Consider the following 17,530-nt stretch of genomic DNA (forward strand, 5'->3'; position numbering starts at 1 on the left):
GCGCGCGATGGCGTTTCGCGATGGCCCTCAATACGACCCAGGCGGCGCCTTCTCCCCCCACCATCCCTCGTCCGGCCGGTGGTGGGCCCTGATCCCGCCGTAAAACGTCAGCGCCCGCAGCGCCCACTGCCGCGACACCCCCAGCAGGTAACCCAACGGCGCCTTTGCCCGGTCGAGCCACGCATGCTGCCCGGGAAACGACGGCGTCATCCCGAGGTATTTGCGGCACACCCGGTTGAACTGGTGGACTCGCGCGTTGCGCACGGTCTGGCTGGTGTAGAAGGTCACGCCGATCGAAATCGACACGCCATCGTCGCCATGCACCCAGTCGGTGTCCGACCGGGTCATGTGCGGCGAAGTCGTCGGGAAATACACACCATCGCCGGGGCCGCTGTCGAAATCGTGGCTGGTGGCGCGCGACGCGTCGTCCAGGCGCACGTCGCGCAGGGTGTGGCTGACGATGAAATCCTCGACGTGCCTGGCACTCACCGCGTCGCGGTTTTCCGGCTCCCACACGCTCAGCGTCTTCCGGCCATGCAGTTGCATCCAGAAGTTGTTTTCGCGATCGATGTGGAACGGCGTCACCGACGGCGGTGCCGAGATGAAGATGAAGCCGGTGACGTTGAAGATGCCAGGCTGTTCGCGCTCGATCAGCGGCCGCAGGCCATCGATGATCTCTTCGAGCAGCGCGCGGTAGCGCGGCACGGCTTCCACGTTGTACAGGGCGATCCACGAACCGCTCTGCTGGATCTTCTCGAACACCTGCTCCAGGTCGCGTCCGTCGGTTGGACGCGGCTCATGGCGAAAGGCCGAGTCCTGCTGCAGCCCCGGCTTGACGAAGCGGCACTGTTCCTTCGGCATCAGCTCGCGGGCGAGGTTGGCCAGTTCCGGTAACTGGAACAGCGGATGGCGGTGGAAGTTGTGGCGCAGCCGGGTAATCCGTTGCGTGGAGAACCCGGCCGGGTCCAGGGGCCACACGATGTGCGGCTCGTCGATGGCGCGCTGATCCATGGTCGCTCCCCTTGAAGCATTCAAATCCCCTGCCAGCAAGGAAAGCCTCGTACGAAATTTCGTAGGCCGCCAGTCGACGGACGGCCTAACCGCATGGATTAGCTGGCGCGGGCCAGTCGCGAGGCCGCCATCGGCTCGTTGCGGAAGGCCACGCCGAGGCGGTTGAACGCACTCATCAGGGCGATCGCCACCGACAGGTCGGCGAGTTCCTTCTCGTTGAATTCGGCGGCGGCCGCGGCGTAGTCCGCGTCCGGCACGGCGGTCTCGGCCACGTTCGCGACGGATTCCGCCCAGGCCAGCGCGGCCTGTTCGCGCGGGCTGAACACCTCGCCGGCTTCGCGCCATGCCGAAGTGAGGATCAGCTTCTCGAACGGCACGCCGTGCTTGTGCAGGTCCTGCGAGTGCATGTCGATGCAGTAGGCGCAGTGGTTGATCTGCGAAACGCGCAGGTAAACGAGGTCGACGAGGTTCTTGTCCAGTCCGCTCGAGGCGAGGTAACCGTGGGTGGCGATGAAGCCTTTAACCGCCTCCGGAGCGGCCTTCATGTAGTTGATGCGCTTGCTCATGTCATTCACTCCGATAGCGAGGGTGGGTTTTGCGATAGGCATAGCGTGCGCCCCACTTGGTCTATTCGATAGAGCCAAGAATGCGGCTGACGGATGTACCATGGCCGCATGGACGGTTCCTTTGGCATTCGCATCGACCGGGGCGCGCGGCAGTCGCTGAGCGCGCAGATCGCCGACGGCATACGCAGCGCGATCCACGAGGGACGGCTGGCACCGGGCGCGCGGTTGCCGTCGTGGAACGATCTCGCGGCCCAGCTGGGTGTCGCCCGTGGCACCGTCCGAATGGCCTATGAGCAGCTCGCCGACGGGCAATACGTGCTGCCGCAGGGCGCCGCCGGCACGCGCGTCGCCGGTCGTTTGCCGGCGCAGCGGCAGCCACTGGAGGCCGCGCGGCCGCGACCGTCGCTCGGCACGTTCCCGGCCGGCGCCACCGCCCCCGTGCCGTTCCAGATGGGCGTGCCCGCGGCGGACCTGTTCCCCGTGGCCCTGTGGAGCCGCGTGCTCGCGCAGGCGGCACGCGAGGCGGCCGCGGTGCCGGTGGGTTACCCCGATCCGCGCGGCGAGCCTGCGCTTCGCTCGGAAGTCGCGGCGTATCTTGCCGTGGCCCGTGGCATGGCCTGCCAGCCCTCGCAGGTGTTCATCACCCATGGTTACGCCGGCGCCCTGAGCACCATCCTGCGCGTGCTTCGGGTGCAGGGGGCGGACGCCTGGTTCGAGGAGCCGGGCTATCCGTTCGCCCGCACGGCGCTGGGCTGGGCCGGGTTGCGACCGGTGCCGGTACCGCTCGACGGGCAAGGCATCGACGTCGAGGCGGGCAGGGCGCTGGCACCCCACGCCGCGCTGGCCCTGGTCACGCCCGGCCAGCAGGCACCGATGGGCATGACCATGTCGCTGGAGCGCCGGCTGGCCTTGCTCGACTGGGTGCATGCGGGCGAACGCTGGATCGTCGAGGACGACTTCCTCGGCGAACTACAGCTGTCCCGGCGTGCCGCACCGGCACTGGCCTCGATCGACGGCCGCCGGGTCGTCCACATCGGCACGTTCAGCAAGACCATCGCGCCGGCGTTGCGCATCGGCTACCTCGTCGTGCCCGTGGCGCTGGTCCCGTCCGTCGAAGAAGTGGTCGGCACGCTCGAGCCCGCGCCGCCGCCGGTCGTGCAGCGCGCGGTGGAAACCTTCATGCGCGAAGGCCATTACCTGCGCCACCTGCGACGGATGAAGCGCGCGTACACCAGCCGCCGCGACGCCTTGTCGGCGGCCCTGGATCGGGCGGGCCTGACCCATGAAGGTGGCGGCCTGGCGCTGCGCGTGCCGTTGCCCGATGCCGTGGACGATGTCGCCATCGTGCAGGCGGCGCTCGGCGAAGGGCTGTCACCCGTGCCACTGTCCGCGTGGTACGCCGGGCCCGCCCGTCGATCCGGCCTGTTGCTGGGCGTGACCAACGTGCCTGAAGCGCAGGCGCAAGCGCTGGCGGACCGTCTCGCGGCGGTGATCCGCGCAGCGACCGGCTAGAATGCGCGGCCAGCCAGGAAACCCCGCTTGAACACGCCCGTGCCTACCGATAGCCCCACGCCCTTCGACGACGCCGACCGCGCGTGGATGGCGCGTGCGCTGGAGCTGGCGGCGCATGCGCGCGACGCGGAAGGCGAAGTGCCGGTGGGTGCCGTGCTGGTGATGGAGGGCAAGGCCGTCGGTATCGGCTGGAACCGCAACATCACGTTGAACGATCCGACCGCACATGCCGAGATCCAGGCCCTGCGCGCCGCGGGCGAAGCCTTGCAGAATTACCGTTTCCCCGGCGCGACGCTTTACGTCACCCTGGAACCCTGCGCCATGTGCGCGATGGCGATGGTCCACGCACGCGTGGGACGCGTCGTCTACGGCGCTGCCGACCCGAAGACCGGTGCGGCGGGCAGTGTGTTCGACACCCTGGTGTCCGAACGGCACAACCACCGGGTGAGCGTCGCGGGCGGCCTCGAGGCCGAGGCGGCGGGCGACATGCTGCGCCAGTTTTTCCGCGCACGCCGCTAGGCGTACGGTGCGAGCGCCTCGGCGCAACCTTGCTCGATCTTCAACGTAAGCAGGGCGTCGGCGCGGGTGACGCCGAGATTGAGCGACGCGATCGGCAAGCCGAGTCGCGAGCCTTCCAGCACGAAGCGATAGCCCGAGTACACCATCAGCGACGAGCCGACCACCAACACGGCATCCGCGCGCGCCAGGTGAGCCCAGGCCGTATCGACGCGGGCACGCGGCACGTTCTCGCCGAAAAACACCACGTCGGGCTTGAGGATGCCGCCGCATACCAGGCACGGCGGCACGTGGAACGTGGAGAAATCCAGGCCATCGAGGTCGGCGTCCCCGTCGGGCGCGATGCGTGCGTCGAGGTCGGTCCACGCCGGGTTGTCGGCCTGCAGCCGCTGCTGCATCGCATTGCGCCGGGTGATCTCGCCACACTGCATGCAGCGCACGCGATCGATCCGGCCATGCAGGTCCACGACGTTGAGGCTGCCCGCGGCTTCGTGCAGGCCGTCGACGTTCTGGGTGAGCAACAGCTCAATCCGACCCGCCTGTTCGAGCTTCGCCAGCGCACGGTGCGCGACGTTGGGGCGGATGCCGTCGAAGTAGCGCCAGCCGATCATCGCCCGCGCCCAGTAGCGTGCCCGGGCGGGCTCGCCGCTCATGAACATCTGCAGGGTCATCGGTGGGCTGCGCTTCCACTGGCCCTGGCCGTCGCGATAGTCGGGAATGCCCGAATCGGTGCTGATGCCAGCGCCCGTGACGACGAACATGCGCCGGTGCGCTTCCACGAAGTTTCGGAGGGCGTCGGCGTGGTCGTCCGTGGCGTGGGGCGCGTTCACCTGCATGACTATAACGGATCGCCTGCGGCGACGGCGCGCAGGCGGGCGAGGGCCCACGATGCGTCCGCCGCGAAGCGGCGCACCTGTGCCTCGACCTCGGCCAGCGGCTGCGTCGCTACCGCGTGCTCGAGCCGGATCCCCGTGCTGGCCAGCGTAGTCGCCTCGGCCATGCCGAGTGCGCCCGATACGCGATGCAACCACTGCTGGATCGCCAGCGCATCGGCGCTGGCCAGCATGGCGTCGAGGGCGCGGAGGTCGGTGGTCAGCGCATGGTCGAGCGTGGCGACGACCTCGCGCATCGCGGCATCGCCACCCAGCGTCATCCGCAAGGCGTCGATGTCGATGTGCGGTGGCCGCGGCGGCACCACGAACTCCAGTTCGACGATGGCACGCGGCGTGGCGCCGGGTTCGACGTGGAAGGTACCGCCGAGGGCCTGCACGACATGGCGTGCATGCGGCTCCTCGCTCGCGCCGACGACCGTGAAGTGCACCGTCTGTCGCGACGGCGCATCACGCACTACGTCGACCCGCAGGGCGACGTGGCCATGCTCGTCGTGGCCATGTCGGATCGCCTGCACGAGCAGGACGGCGATCGCTTCGCCGAGGCGGGCGTGCGGACCGTCGAGGTCGCCTTCCAGCGCGGGATCGACATCCAGTTCGATGGCGACGCCGTGGCGTCGCGCCAGTGGCGCATAGCCACGCCCGAGCCGCTCGAGCAGGTCGGGCAGGTTGTTTGCGAGGTCGACGCGGGCACGTCGCGCCGCGTGGCGAAGCGCCAGCGCATCGAACCATGCCAGCAGGCGATCGGCTAGCGCATACAGGCGTGTTGTGCTCAACTCTGCGCCCCGTCGCGGAAGCCAGGAAGCTGGCGGGTCAATGGAACCTGGAACACGGAAGGACTACCCATGGCGTATCGCGTCATTATCGCCGACGATCATCCCGTCGTACTCAAGGGCATCGGCCTTGCACTGGCCAGCGATGGTGTAGGGCAGGTCGTCGGCGAAGCTCATTCGCCTGCCGTGCTGCTGCGCATGCTGGACGACACCGCATGCGATGCGCTGATCACCGACTTCAGCATGCCGGCAAGCACGCACGACGGCCTCGCCATGCTGAAGGGCGTGCGCGATAGCTATCCCTCGCTGCCGGTGATGGTCATCACCACCATCGCCAACCCCGCCTTGTATCGGGAAATCCTCGCCCTCGGCGTGCTCGGCCTCGTCGGCAAGTCGGGCGATGCGCGCGAAATACCGGAAGCGCTGCGGGAAATCATGGCCAGGCATGTCTATCTGGGTACCTCGGTGCAAACGATGTTGGGTGTTGAGCAGGGTGCCATCCTCGGGACGGAAGGCACGCTGGCCGACCTGTCGCCGCGGGAGCTGGAAATCCTGTGCCTGTTCGCCGGTGGCAACAGCGTGACCGACATCGCTCGAAGCACCGGCCGTGGTCTCTCCACCATCAGCCAGCAAAAGTCGAACGCCATGCGTAAGTTGCACCTGGCCAGCGACGCGGAAGTCTTCGAGTACGTCGAACGGCTCCGCCTCTAGGCATCGCGCGAACCTTGCCACCATAGCCAGCCGGCGAGGCCGCGGACATGGAAGATTTCTCAAAAGGGCGCGTATGCTTGGCCGCTCGCACGCGGCGCTGCCTGCACGCCCGCTTGACAACCCCGGCCGACGGCCGCGACTACAATGCCCGACCGGACGCCACGGGGCGGCCGCAGCAAGGAGATCCACGGTGAGTGCCAAGATCAGCCCCCTCGCGGGTAAGCCCGCCACCGACGGCACGCTCGTCGACATCGTCGCCCTGGTGGATGCCTATGCCGACCTGAAGCCCGACCCGTCCGTGCCCGAACAAAGGGTCGTGTTCGGCACCTCGGGGCATCGCGGCTCGTCGTTCGAGCGCTCCTTCAACGAAAGCCACGTGCTGGCCGTGGTCCAGGCGATCTGCGAATACCGCCAGCGCACCGGCGTCGACGGCCCGGTTTACGTGGGCATCGACACCCACGCCCTGTCCCAGCCGGCGTTCGAGAGCACGCTGGAAGTGCTGGCCGGCAATGGCGTCGAGGCACGGGTCTCCAGCGGCGGCGAGTACACGCCCACGCCGGCGGTGTCGCACGCGATCCTGGTGCACAACCGCGGCCTCGAGCGCGGCCTGGCCGATGGCATCGTGATCACACCGTCGCACAATCCGCCGGATAGCGGTGGCATCAAGTACAACCCGACCCACGGTGGCCCCGCGGACACCGACGCGACCAGGTGGATCGCCGATCGCGCCAACGCGTTGATCGAAGGCGGCCTGCGCGAGGTCAGGCGCATGCCGTATGCGCAGGCGCTGAAGGCGTCGACTACGCACGAATTCGATTTCCTGCAGCGCTACGTGGGTGACCTCGGCGATGTGCTCGACCTGGACATCATCCGCGCCGAGGGCGTGAAGATGGGCGTCGATCCGCTCGGCGGTGCGGGCGTGCACTACTGGCGCGCCATCGGCGAACGCTACGGGCTCAACCTCACCGTGGTGAGCGAGACCGTCGACAAGACGTTTTCCTTCATGTCACTGGACTGGGACGGCAAGATCCGCATGGATCCTTCGTCCTCTTATGCCATGCAGCGCCTGATCCATCTCAAGGATCGCTTCGATGTCGCCTTCGCCTGCGACACCGACCACGATCGCCACGGCGTCGTCGCGCCGAGCACCGGCCTGCTGCCCGCCAACCATTACCTCGCCACGGCGGCCTGGTACCTGTTCCAGAACCGTCCCGGCTGGCGGCCCGACGCCGCGGTCGGCAAGACCGCCGTGAGCACGGGCCTGCTCGATCGCATCGCCGACCACCTCGGCCGGCCGTTGCTGGAAGTGCCGGTGGGCTTCAAGTATTTCGTGCCGGGCCTGTTCGACGGCAGCCTCGGCTTCGGTTGCGAGGAAAGCGCGGGTGCCTCGTTCCTGGCCAAGGACGCCTCGCCGTGGTCGACCGACAAGGACGGGATCGTCGCCGCCTTGCTCGCTGGAGAGATGACTGCGCGACTGGGCCGCGACCCGGGCGATGTCTATCGCGAGATCACCGGCAAGCTCGGCGACCCGGCCAACGCGCGCATCGATGCACCGGCCAGCCACGCGCAGAAGCAGAAGCTGTCGAAGCTCGCCCCCGCGCAGGTCACGACCCGGACGCTGGCCGGCGATCCGATAGTCAACGTGATCAACCAGGCCGACGGCCAGCCGATCGGCGGCATCAAGGTGATGTCCGAGCGCGCATGGTTCGCGGCGCGCCCGTCGGGCACCGAGGACATCTACAAGGTCTACGGCGAAAGCTTTGCCGGCAAGGACCATCTGGCCCGCGTTCTGGAAGAAGCGCAGGCGATGGTCGACCAGGCGCTGGGCTGAGCATGGACGCAACGCCGCTGAAGGTGCTGGTCGGTTCGCATAACCCGGTGAAAGTGGGCGCCGTGCACAACGCGCTGGCCCCGCTATTCCCCGGGCGGCTGGTCGAGTGCGTCGGCATGCATGCCCCGTCGGGCGTGCCAGACCAGCCGATGACCACGGCGGAAACCCGCGAGGGGGCGTTGAACCGCCTGAACTTCTGCCGGCAGAACGGCGACGCGGATTACTTCGTCGCCCTGGAAGGCGGCGTCGAAGTGACCGAAGACGGCCCGGGCACCTTCGGCATCGTCGCCATCGCCTACGGCGAGACCGTTTCGGTGGGCCGCAGCGCGTGGCTGCCGTTGCCGCCGGCGGTGTACGAGGCCCTGCTGGATGGCGATGAGCTGGGCGACGTCATGGATCGCCTGTTCGGCACGGTCAACATCAAGCAGCAGGGCGGGGCGATCGGCCTGGTCACCAACGGCCACGCCACCCGCGAGAGCGCCTACACCCAGGCACTGGTGCTGGCGATGGCGCCGTTCCTGCATCCGGAACTCTACGGCGTCAGCCTGTAAAGCGCGCGACGAAGGGCCGGCGGAGCCTCGCGGCACAACACCTATGCCGCCCGGGCAATGATTTAGATCGATCCAGCCCCTTGAATCCGGGGCATTACCCCTTATCCACGTATCCATCGACGACGGCACCGCCGCCGCCTTCCTTCGTCCCGGATACCGTCATGCCCGCCTCCAGCCAGCTCGAACCCGTCGCTTCCTTCGATTACGTCATCTTCGGCGCCACCGGCGACCTGACCATGCGCAAGCTGCTGCCTGCGCTGTACCGGCGCTTCGCCGAAGGCCAGGTCCCCGCGGACGCGCGGATCATCGGTACGGCGCGCTCGCCGCTCGACGACGCCGCCTACCGCGAGCGCGCCCGCAAGGCGCTCACCGACTTTGTCCGCGGCGACGAGTTCGTCGACGCCACGGTCGAACGCTTCCTGGGCCTGATCCACTACGTGAGCCTGAATGGCGCGGAGTCTGGCGGCAACTGGGCCGGCCTGGCCGACAAGCTGGGTGGTGCCGGCCCGAGCGAGCGCGTGCGCGTGTTCTACCTGGCCACCGCGCCGGATCTCTACGGCGACATCGCGAAGAACATCGACGACAAGGGCCTGCGCACCGAACAGTCGCGCATCGTGCTGGAAAAGCCGATCGGCACCGACCTCGACACCGCGCGCAAGGTCAACGAAGGCGTCGGCCGGCATTTCCCGGAAAACAGCATCTATCGCATCGACCATTACCTGGGCAAGGAAGCGATCCAGAACATCATCGCGCTGCGTTTCGCCAACCCGATGCTCGAGCGCATGTGGGATCGCGAGTCGATCGAATACGTGCAGATCACCGCGGCGGAAACCGTTGGCCTGGAGGGCCGTGGCGGTTACTACGACGGCTCCGGCGCGCTGCGCGACATGATCCAGAACCACCTGCTGCAGGTGCTGACGGTGGTCGCGATGGAGCGCCCCGCGTCGCTGGATGCCGATGCGCTGCGTGACGAGAAGGTCCGCGTGCTGCGTTCGCTCAAGCCGCTCGACCGGCACAACCTCGCCGCCAACGTGGCGCGTGGCCAGTACGTGGGCGGTGTCGCCGGCGGCCAGTCCGTGCCGGGCTATCGCGACGAACTGCCGGACGCCACCCCGAGCAACACCGAGACCTTCGTCGCGCTCAAGGCCGAGATCGACGCGCCGCGCTGGCAGGGCGTGCCGTTCTACCTGCGCTCGGGCAAGCGCATGCCCGAGAAGCTGACCGAGATCGTCATCCAGTTCCGTGCCGGCGAGCCGGGCCTGTTCGGCGAGGCACGCCCGGGTAGCCGCCTGGTCATCCGCGTGCAGCCGAACGAAAGCGTGGTGCTGCCGCTGTTCGTCAAGCAGCCGGGCAGTGCGCTGGGCCTGGACGAGGTGGATGCGCTGTCCAACCTCGGCGAGCCGGGGCGGATGCGCTTCCGCGACTCCTATGAAGGCCTGATGCTGGATGCGGTGAAGGGAAGCCCGGCCCTGTTCGTGCGCAAGGACGAGACCGAGGCCGCGTGGGAGTGGGTCACCCCGATCCTGCAGGGCTGGAGCGATGCGGCGAAGGGGCCGGATGCGTACGAAGCCGGCACCTGGGGCCCGGATTCCGCCCGCGAACTGCTGGCCCAGGCCGGCCATGCGTGGGTGGAAGACATCGCCGCCTGAGCATCGCCTCGGCCCCGGGTTCACCCGTTGGGGGCATTGCATACACGCCGCCAGCCCGCATTATGTGGGCAGCGGCGACGCGGACGCCCGCGACGCCGGTCTTCCCCTCTGGAGGCCCCCATGTCCGATTACCGCAAGTCCCCCGAGGCCCTCGCCCGCCTCAGCCCCGAGCAGTTCCGGGTCACCCAGCAGAATGGCACCGAGCGCCCGTTCCACAACGCGTTCCATGAAAGCAAGGACCCGGGCATCTATGTCGACATCGTGTCAGGCGAGCCGCTGTTCTCCTCGCTCGACAAGTTCGACAGCGGGTGTGGCTGGCCCAGCTTCACCCAGCCGCTGGAAAGCGAGCACGTGGTGGAAAACCGCGACACGACGCACGGCATGATCCGTACCGAGGTGCGCTCGACCCATGGCGACAGCCACCTGGGCCACGTTTTCCCAGATGGCCCGCGTGACCGCGGCGGCCTGCGCTATTGCATCAACTCGGCGTCGCTGCGGTTCGTCCCGCTTGCCGACCTCGAGAAAGAGGGCTACGCCGAGTACGCCCAGCTATTCGCCAACACGAAGGGAGGTGTCGCATGAGTTCCCGTGCCATCCTGGCCGGTGGTTGCTTCTGGGGCATGCAGGACCTGATCCGCAAGCAGCCCGGGGTGATTTCCACCCGCGTCGGCTACACCGGCGGTGACGTACCGAATGCCACCTATCGCAACCACGGCACCCACGCCGAGGCGATCGAGATCGAGTTCGACCCGGCGAAGCTGACCTATCGCAAGGTGCTGGAGTTCTTCTTCCAGATCCACGACCCCAGCACGCTCAACCGCCAGGGCAACGACCTGGGCCTGAGCTACCGTTCGGCGATCTTCTACCTGGACGACGAGCAGAAGGCGATCGCCGAGGACACCATCGCCGACGTGAACGCGGCGGGGCTGTGGCCGGGCAAGGTGGTGACGGAAGTCGCGCCGGCCGGCCCGTTCTGGGAAGCCGAACCCGAGCACCAGGACTACCTCGAGAAGTACCCGAACGGCTACACCTGCCACTTCATCCGGCCGGACTGGGTCATCCCCAAGCGCGCCGCCTGAGTGCACCGCCCGCCGCCGGCTCTGGTATAAGAGCCGGCGGTAGGGTTCGAGGGGACAAGCCATCGTGGCCAGCGCGGGCAGGTCAGTTCCATCCGCGTGGCGGCGACACGCCGCATGGGCGTGGCTGGCCTTGCTGGTGGCGATCGGCCTGCTGCGCGCCTCCAACCGTTACCTCGTCGACGTGGCCAACGGCCATGCGACCATCTTTCTTCCACGCTTCGTCGAAGAACTCACCGGCTCGCTGAGCTTCGGTGCGTGCCTGCCGTTGCTGTTCATCGCACTGCGGCGGATGCCGCGCACCTGGTGGGCGCACGCGCTTGTCTTCAGCCTGCTGTCGCTGGTGCAGACCAGCCTGATGATCGCCTCGCGCCAGGTGGTGTTCCGCCTGCTCGACCTCGCCTCGTGGGCCTATCCGCCGAACGTCTGGCGCTACCTGATGGAAGTGCCGACCCAACTGTTTTTCTATGCGGTGATCGTCGCCGGCGTTTGGCTGTTTGATCGCTACCGCGAGGGCCAGGCGCGCGAGCTGCGCAATGCCCAGCTGGAATCGGCCCTGTCCGAAGCCCGGCTCGAAGCGCTGCGCCTGCAGATCAATCCGCATTTCCTGTTCAACACCCTCAATGCCGTGTCCGAGCTGATGTACGAGCGGCCGCGCGCGGCCGACGAGATGCTGGCCCGGGTCGGCGCACTGCTGCGCGCCACGCTGGCGGCGACGGGGCAGGAGCACAGCTTGCGCGAGGAAGGCCAGTTGCTTGAGCTGTACCTCGACATCCAGCGTGCGCGTTTCGCCGACGGCCTGGATGCCGAACTGGCGATCGACGAAGGCGTCGCCGGCGTGCGCGTACCGTTCCTCGTGCTGCAACCCCTGGTGGAGAACGCGATCGAGCACGGCGGCGTCGGCGATGCACGCTTCGTCCGGATCGACGCCCGTCGCGACGGGACACGGGCGGTGGTCACGGTGCGCGATGGCGGCGGCCGGGGCGATGCGGTCGCCATGGAGGCGACGCCGCGCGCCGGCCATGGCATCGGCCTCGGCAACGTCGCCGCACGGCTCCGCCACCTGCATGGCGATGCCGCGGGCGTGCGCCTCGATGCGGCAGCCACGGGGTCGGTGGTGACCGTATGGCTGCCCGCGCGCGAGGCAACGCCGCCATGACCCTGCGCGCCGTGGTCATCGACGACGAAGCGCCGGCGCGCGCAAAGCTTCGCCGCTATCTCAGTACCTGCGACGGCGTGGCCTGGGTCGGTGAAGCGGCGGATGGCCCGACGGCCGTGGCACTGGTCCAGCGTGAGCGTCCGGATGTGATCTTCCTCGACATCAGCATGCCCGGCATGGATGGCTTCGGCGTGCTGCAGGCACTGGGCGATCCGCTGCCTGCGGAGATCGTGTTCGTCACCGCGCATGCGGACCAGGCGGTGCGCGCGTTCGAGGTGCATGCCTTCGATTACCTGCTAAAACCGGTGGGGCCGGACCGGTTCGAGCGCACCGTGCGCCGCTTGTGCGCGCGGCTCGTGCCGTCGGCGGCGAAGCTCGACGGGCTGCTCGGCGACCTGCCGGCGCCGACGCATTACGCCGAGCGCCTGTTGCTGCCGCTGCCGGGCGCCGACGGCGCGGAGCTCGTGCCGGTCGAGCGCATCGACCGGATCGCGTCCGACCGCAACTACCTCGAGGCCTTCGTCGATGGCGTGCCACGCCGCCTGCGCGGCACGCTGGACGCCATGCAGGCGCGCCTGCACCCCTCGCGTTTCGTCCGGGTCAACCGCTCGACCGTGGTGCGGCTGGACGCGATCGCCGAAGTGCAGCCGTGGCCGGATGGCGAAAAGCGCCTCGTGCTGCACGACGGCAGCCGGGTGACCTGGACCCGGCGTTTCCTCCCCGACGATCTTCGCTGAAGGCCGTTCGCCGGCTGCGCCGGCGCGCGCTCCCGGGTGGTGACGATATTCGTCCCTGGGCAATGCCGGTGTTCGTCCCCGGGCGGCGGCCCTTCGTCCCGGACGGTCGTCCGCCGCGGCCGCCTCCGCGCGATGCTCGGCTCCAGCCACCGGGAGCCTCGCCATGCGTAAGCGCACGATCATCGCCACCGCCGTCGCCCTGGCCATCGCCGTGGGTGCCTGGGCCACCACCCGGCCCGACCAGGCCATCCGGGTTGCCGCGGGCGTGGCCGCCCATCATGTCTGCTCGATGACCTTCGTCGGCAGGCAGGATCCCGACACGATCTATCGCGAGCTGGTGACGCCGATGATCGGGGCGACGCCGGCGAAGCTGCTGAAGGTGCACGTCGACCGCGAGGCGCAGACGGTTACGGTCAACGGCCTGGTCTCGGCGCTGGCGACGGCGCGTTATACCCCAGGCTACGGCTGCCGGCTGGCGCTGCCGGGCAATCGCCCGCTGGCGGCGGTGACGGCACGGGTCGCCGCCCGCGACGACGGCTTCGCGCCCGAAGCCGTGGTCACCACCGACAAGCCCGCCGTCACCGCGGCGCTGGACCGGGTCTTCGCTGAAGCGCCAGGCGCACCGCCGAAGGTGGTCAAGGCCGTGGTGATCGTCAAGGACGGCAAGGTCGTGGCCGAGCGTTACGCGCCGGGCTATGGCATCCACTCGGCGCTGATCAGCTTCTCGGTCGCCAAGTCGTTCACCAACGCGTTCCTCGGCATGCTGGCGATGGACGGCAAGGTCGACGTGAAACGCCCGCTGGGTGCCGCCGAATGGTCGGCGCCCGGCGATCCGCGTGGCGCGATCACCATCGAAGACCTGATGCGCATGCAGAGCGGCCTCGCCGCCGAAGAAGCGGAATCGGCCTTCAGCCCGGTGGCGAAGATGGAATTCCTGCACGCCGACATGGCCGGCTTCGCCGCGATGCAGCCGGCGAAGGAAGCGCCGGGCAAGACCTTCGAATACACCTCGGCCGACACCGTGTTGCTCGATCGGATGCTCGGCGAACGCATCGGCGGTGGCGCGGCGGGCTTGCGCGACTTCGCCCGCAGGCGCTTGTTCGATCCGATGCACATGGGCGAGGTGACCATGGAAGTCGACGGGCAGGGCACCTTCGTCGGCTCGACCTATGTGTTCACCAGCGCTCGCGACTACGCGCGTTTCGGCCTGCTGTATCTCAAGGACGGCGTCGCGCCGGACGGCACGCGACTGCTGCCGCCCGGCTGGGTCGACTGGTCGCGCCGATCGGCGCTGGGCGCGCCTTACGGCGCCGGCTTCTGGACCAACGACGGGCCGAGCGACGTCGCCCGGCAGCGCGTGGAGGGTGGCTTCCCGAAGGATGGATTCTTCGCCAGCGGCACGATGGGCCAGCGCATCTACATCGTGCCGTCCGCGCATCTCGTCATCACGCGCTTCGGTTATTCCGCGCCGCCCAACTACGGCATCGAAGACGATGTCCGCCTGGTCAAGGCGGCCATCGAGGCCTGGCGCTGAGCCTACAGATCGAGCAGCTGGGGCATGCGGTCGATCACGGCGACTGCACCGGCGCTGGCCAGGTCCAGTGACTTGCGATAGCCGTAGCTGACCATCACCAGGGCGACCCCCGCATCGTGCGCGGCCAGCATGTCGCTTTCCGAATCGCCGACCATCAGCACCTTGTCGAGCGCCACCCCGGCCTGCGTGGCGAGGTACTGCAGGGGCACGCCACTGGGCTTGCGCTGCGGCAGGGTGTTGCCGCCGGTGATGCCGTCGATGTACTGGAGCATGTCGCGTGCCTCGAGCAGCGGACGGACGAATTCTTCGTTCTTGTTCGTGCACACGGCGAGCTTCACGCCTTGCGCGTGCAACGCGGCCAGCGTGTCGACCACGCCGTCGTAGGCGATGCCGTCCAGGGCGGTCTCGGCATAGTGCTCGAGGAAGCCAGGCATCACCTCATCGATGCTGGCGTCGCTGCCGGCATCCTGGAAGGCGTAGGTAATCAGCTGGCGCGAACCTTCGCCGACCCAGCCGGTGATGGTGGCGACGTCGTAGGTCGGCAGCTTCCAGTCGCGCAGCGTGCGGTTCACCGATTCGGCGATGTCGGCGGCGCTGTCGACCAGGGTGCCGTCGAGGTCGAAGATGACGAGCGAGTAGGGAAAGGCCAAGGGTCCGCTCCGGCAAAAGGTCGATTCTACGCCTTCGCCGGCCCCAGCCCATGGCCGAGCAGGGCCGCCGCATGGCGACGGATGGATGCCTCGTCGATTTTCTTGCGGATGGGATCGTCCTTCCATTTGCGCAGCGCCGTCATCGGCAGCATGGTCAGCGACATGATCGATACCATCACCAGCGCCGGATCGAGGTCCGGATGCATGCGTCCTTCGGCCTGCCACTGGCGGATCTTGTCGATCAGCGCGGCCTGGCGTGCATGGTCCACCGATTTCTTCATGTGCTTGCGGAACGAGTCGTCGTCGGTGAGCAGGTCGCCAAAGAACACCGGCGCGATCCACGAATGCTCGGTGGCCAGGTCCATGAAGCGCATCGCTACCTCGGTGAAGGCCGACACCGGGTCGTCGGCGTGCTCCTGGAAGATCGCCTCCACGCGGCCGCGCATCGGCGCGATGTGGGCGGCGTGGATCTCCTCGAACAGCTGTTCGCGGGTCCTGAAGTAGTAGTGCACGGCGGCGGGCGTCATCCCGGCGGCGCGGGCGATGCCCGCCAGCGTGGTGCCGGCGTAGCCATGCCGGGCGTACAGCGCGAGTGCGATCTCGATCAGGCGGGTGCGTTGGTCGGTACCGTCCGGCTGGCCCTGGGGGCGGCCGGGTGGCCGGCCGCGGCGCGGTGCCCGGGTGCTGGCCGTCTGGGGGAGGGGTTTGTCGGTAGTGCTCATCGGGAATCAATAACACGCGGCTGGGCCCTTGCCTTGCGACCCGTTGCCGCATATATTAACTGACGACTTAATTAATTACATCCCATCATGGCCGTAGCCCATCGCCCCGAACCCGCCGACACCCCCGCCGGCGTGGTTGAACCCAGCCTCGCTCCCGTCCCGCCACAGCCCTCGCTACGCCTGCTCTTCCCGGCGCTGATGCTGGTGATGCTGCTGGCGGCGCTGGACCAGACCATCGTCTCCACCGCCTTGCCGACCATCGTCGGCGAGCTCGGCGGCCTCAGCCAGCTGTCGTGGGTGGTCACCGCCTATCTGCTGACGTCGACCGTCGTCGTGCCGCTCTACGGCAAGTTCGGCGACCTGTTCGGGCGCAAGATCGTCCTGCAGACGGCGATCGTCATCTTCCTGATCGGCTCGGTGCTGTGCGGCCTGGCCCAGGACATGGACTGGCTGATCGCGATGCGTGCGCTGCAGGGCCTTGGCGGTGGTGGCCTGCTGGTGATCACCATGGCGGCGATCGGCGACGTGATCCCGCCCGCGGACCGCGGTCGTTACCAGGGCCTGTTCGGCGGCGTGTACGGCCTGGCCACGGTGATCGGCCCGCTGCTCGGCGGCTTCATGGTCGACCACCTGTCGTGGCGCTGGATCTTCTACGTGAACCTGCCGCTGGGCATCCTTTGCCTGCTGGTGATCGCCGCGGTGTTCCATCCGCATACGCGCCACGTCAGGCACGCGATCGACTGGTTCGGCGCGTTCTTCCTCGCGCTCGCGCTCAGCTGCATCATCCTGTTCACCACCGAGGGCGGCACGCGGCTGCCGTGGGATTCGGTCGAGCTGTGGGCGATCCTGGCGATGGGCCTGGTCGCGGTCGGCGGCTTCATCTACGAAGAGCGCGTGGCCAGCGAGCCGATCATCCCGCTGCACCTGTTCCGCCATCGCACCTTCTTCCTCTGCAGCATGATCGGCTTCTTCGTCGGCACGGCGCTGTTCGGCTCGACGACCTACCTGCCGCTGTACCTGCAGGTGGTCAAGGGTGTGTCGCCCACCGGCGCCGGCATGCAGTTGCTGCCGCTGATGGGTGGCGTGCTGGTCAGCTCGATCGTCGTCGGTCGCGTGATCAGCAAAATCGGTCGCTACCGCATGTTCCCGATCATGGGGACCTTCATCGGCGCCGTGGCGCTGATGCTGCTGGGCAGCGTGGAGGACGACGACCCGCTGTACCTGATCTACACCTACGCCGGCATCCTCGGCCTGGGCATCGGCATGGTGATGCAGGTGTTGATCCTGGCCGCGCAGAACAGCGTGGAGCCGAAACTGATGGGCGTCGCCACCTCGGGCGTCACGCTGTTCCGCTCGATCGGTGGTTCGATCGGCGTATCCGTGTTCGGCGCGCTGTTCACCCACGGCCTGCAGTCACGCATGGCGGACGTGATGCCCGCCGATGGCATGGCTGGCATGGGGCCGCGTGCGTTCGGGCCGGATGCCGTGGCGAAGATGCCGCCGGAGATCCACGAGCGTTACCTGCATGCGTTCGGTTCGTCGCTGCACGTGGTGTATCACGTGGGCGCCGCCGTCGTGTTCTCCGGCTTCCTGCTGGCGTGGTTCCTGCGCGACGTGCCCTTGCGCGGAAAGGGCACGTGAG

General features: G+C 68.1%; 18 protein-coding genes. 12 read left to right on the forward strand and 6 right to left on the reverse strand.

Annotated features, from left to right (window positions below):
* Positions 1–27 precede the first annotated feature (27 nt).
* Both KPL74_05730 and KPL74_05735 read right to left on the reverse strand, forming a co-directional pair.
* A complete protein-coding gene (locus tag KPL74_05730) occupies positions 28–1,011 on the reverse strand; it encodes a hypothetical protein (GenBank protein ID QWT21503.1) in 984 nt (327 codons plus the stop codon).
* Between the two features lie 98 nt (positions 1,012–1,109).
* Entirely contained in the window at positions 1,110–1,577 is a 468-nt protein-coding gene (locus tag KPL74_05735) for a carboxymuconolactone decarboxylase family protein (GenBank protein ID QWT21504.1), read from the reverse strand.
* 108 nt (positions 1,578–1,685) lie between these two features.
* Here KPL74_05735 and KPL74_05740 point away from each other — a divergent pair, with 108 nt between their 5' ends.
* Both KPL74_05740 and tadA read left to right on the forward strand, forming a co-directional pair.
* Positions 1,686–3,089 (forward strand): PLP-dependent aminotransferase family protein, encoded by a 1,404-nt coding sequence (locus KPL74_05740; GenBank protein QWT21505.1) that lies wholly within the window; start codon positions 1,686–1,688, stop codon positions 3,087–3,089.
* Positions 3,090–3,176: 87 nt separating this feature from the next.
* A complete protein-coding gene (tadA, locus tag KPL74_05745) occupies positions 3,177–3,608 on the forward strand; it encodes a tRNA adenosine(34) deaminase TadA (GenBank protein QWT22580.1) in 432 nt (143 codons plus the stop codon).
* On the opposite strand, the gene KPL74_05750 is transcribed toward tadA, so the two are convergent.
* Entirely contained in the window at positions 3,605–4,435 is an 831-nt protein-coding gene (locus KPL74_05750; GenBank protein QWT21506.1) for an NAD-dependent protein deacetylase, read from the reverse strand. The genes tadA and KPL74_05750 overlap by 4 nt on opposite strands.
* Positions 4,436–4,443: 8 nt before the next feature.
* Entirely contained in the window at positions 4,444–5,271 is an 828-nt protein-coding gene (locus KPL74_05755) for a hypothetical protein (GenBank protein ID QWT21507.1), read from the reverse strand.
* A gap of 69 nt (positions 5,272–5,340) precedes the next feature.
* On the opposite strand from KPL74_05755, the gene KPL74_05760 reads away from it, so the two are divergent.
* From KPL74_05760 to KPL74_05800, 9 genes are all read left to right on the forward strand, one after another.
* Positions 5,341–5,979, forward strand: coding sequence for a response regulator transcription factor (locus KPL74_05760; protein ID QWT21508.1), 639 nt, complete (start codon positions 5,341–5,343; stop codon positions 5,977–5,979).
* Positions 5,980–6,052: 73 nt separating this feature from the next.
* Positions 6,053–7,810: a phosphoglucomutase (alpha-D-glucose-1,6-bisphosphate-dependent) gene (pgm, locus tag KPL74_05765; GenBank protein QWT21509.1), complete on the forward strand. Its 1,758-nt coding sequence runs from the start codon at positions 6,053–6,055 to the stop codon at positions 7,808–7,810.
* Positions 7,811–7,812: 2 nt separating this feature from the next.
* Positions 7,813–8,361, forward strand: coding sequence for an inosine/xanthosine triphosphatase (gene yjjX, locus KPL74_05770; GenBank protein ID QWT21510.1), 549 nt, complete (start codon positions 7,813–7,815; stop codon positions 8,359–8,361).
* Between the two features lie 161 nt (positions 8,362–8,522).
* Positions 8,523–10,010 carry a glucose-6-phosphate dehydrogenase gene (zwf, locus tag KPL74_05775; GenBank protein QWT21511.1) on the forward strand — a complete coding sequence of 496 codons (1,488 nt, stop codon included), beginning with the start codon at positions 8,523–8,525 and terminating at the stop codon, positions 10,008–10,010.
* A gap of 120 nt (positions 10,011–10,130) precedes the next feature.
* Positions 10,131–10,592, forward strand: coding sequence for a peptide-methionine (R)-S-oxide reductase MsrB (gene msrB, locus KPL74_05780; protein QWT21512.1), 462 nt, complete (start codon positions 10,131–10,133; stop codon positions 10,590–10,592).
* Positions 10,589–11,089 carry a peptide-methionine (S)-S-oxide reductase MsrA gene (gene msrA / locus KPL74_05785; protein ID QWT21513.1) on the forward strand — a complete coding sequence of 167 codons (501 nt, stop codon included), beginning with the start codon at positions 10,589–10,591 and terminating at the stop codon, positions 11,087–11,089. The genes msrB and msrA overlap by 4 nt, the downstream gene beginning before the upstream one ends.
* 130 nt (positions 11,090–11,219) lie before the next feature.
* Positions 11,220–12,245, forward strand: a complete 1,026-nt coding sequence (locus tag KPL74_05790) for a histidine kinase (protein ID QWT21514.1) — start codon at positions 11,220–11,222, stop codon at positions 12,243–12,245.
* Complete coding sequence (locus KPL74_05795) at positions 12,242–12,982, forward strand: LytTR family DNA-binding domain-containing protein (GenBank protein QWT21515.1); 741 nt, start codon at positions 12,242–12,244, stop codon at positions 12,980–12,982. The genes KPL74_05790 and KPL74_05795 overlap by 4 nt, the downstream gene beginning before the upstream one ends.
* 163 nt (positions 12,983–13,145) lie before the next feature.
* The gene (locus KPL74_05800) at positions 13,146–14,516 is read left to right on the forward strand and encodes a beta-lactamase family protein (protein ID QWT21516.1); all 1,371 of its coding nucleotides are present in this window, start codon (positions 13,146–13,148) and stop codon (positions 14,514–14,516) included.
* Between the two features lie 2 nt (positions 14,517–14,518).
* Here KPL74_05800 and KPL74_05805 read toward each other — a convergent pair whose 3' ends face one another.
* Positions 14,519–15,166, reverse strand: a complete 648-nt coding sequence (locus tag KPL74_05805; protein QWT21517.1) for an HAD-IA family hydrolase — start codon at positions 15,164–15,166, stop codon at positions 14,519–14,521.
* Between the two features lie 26 nt (positions 15,167–15,192).
* A complete protein-coding gene (locus KPL74_05810) occupies positions 15,193–15,888 on the reverse strand; it encodes a TetR/AcrR family transcriptional regulator (protein ID QWT21518.1) in 696 nt (231 codons plus the stop codon).
* Positions 15,889–15,975: 87 nt separating this feature from the next.
* Between KPL74_05810 and KPL74_05815 the strand changes: the two genes are divergently transcribed.
* Positions 15,976–17,529, forward strand: coding sequence for an MFS transporter (locus KPL74_05815; GenBank protein ID QWT21519.1), 1,554 nt, complete (start codon positions 15,976–15,978; stop codon positions 17,527–17,529).
* The last annotated feature ends 1 nt before the right edge of the window (position 17,530 follow it).

This window comes from Bacillus sp. NP157 (genome assembly GCA_018889975.1).
In the GTDB taxonomy this organism is placed as follows: domain Bacteria; phylum Pseudomonadota; class Gammaproteobacteria; order Xanthomonadales; family Rhodanobacteraceae; genus Luteibacter.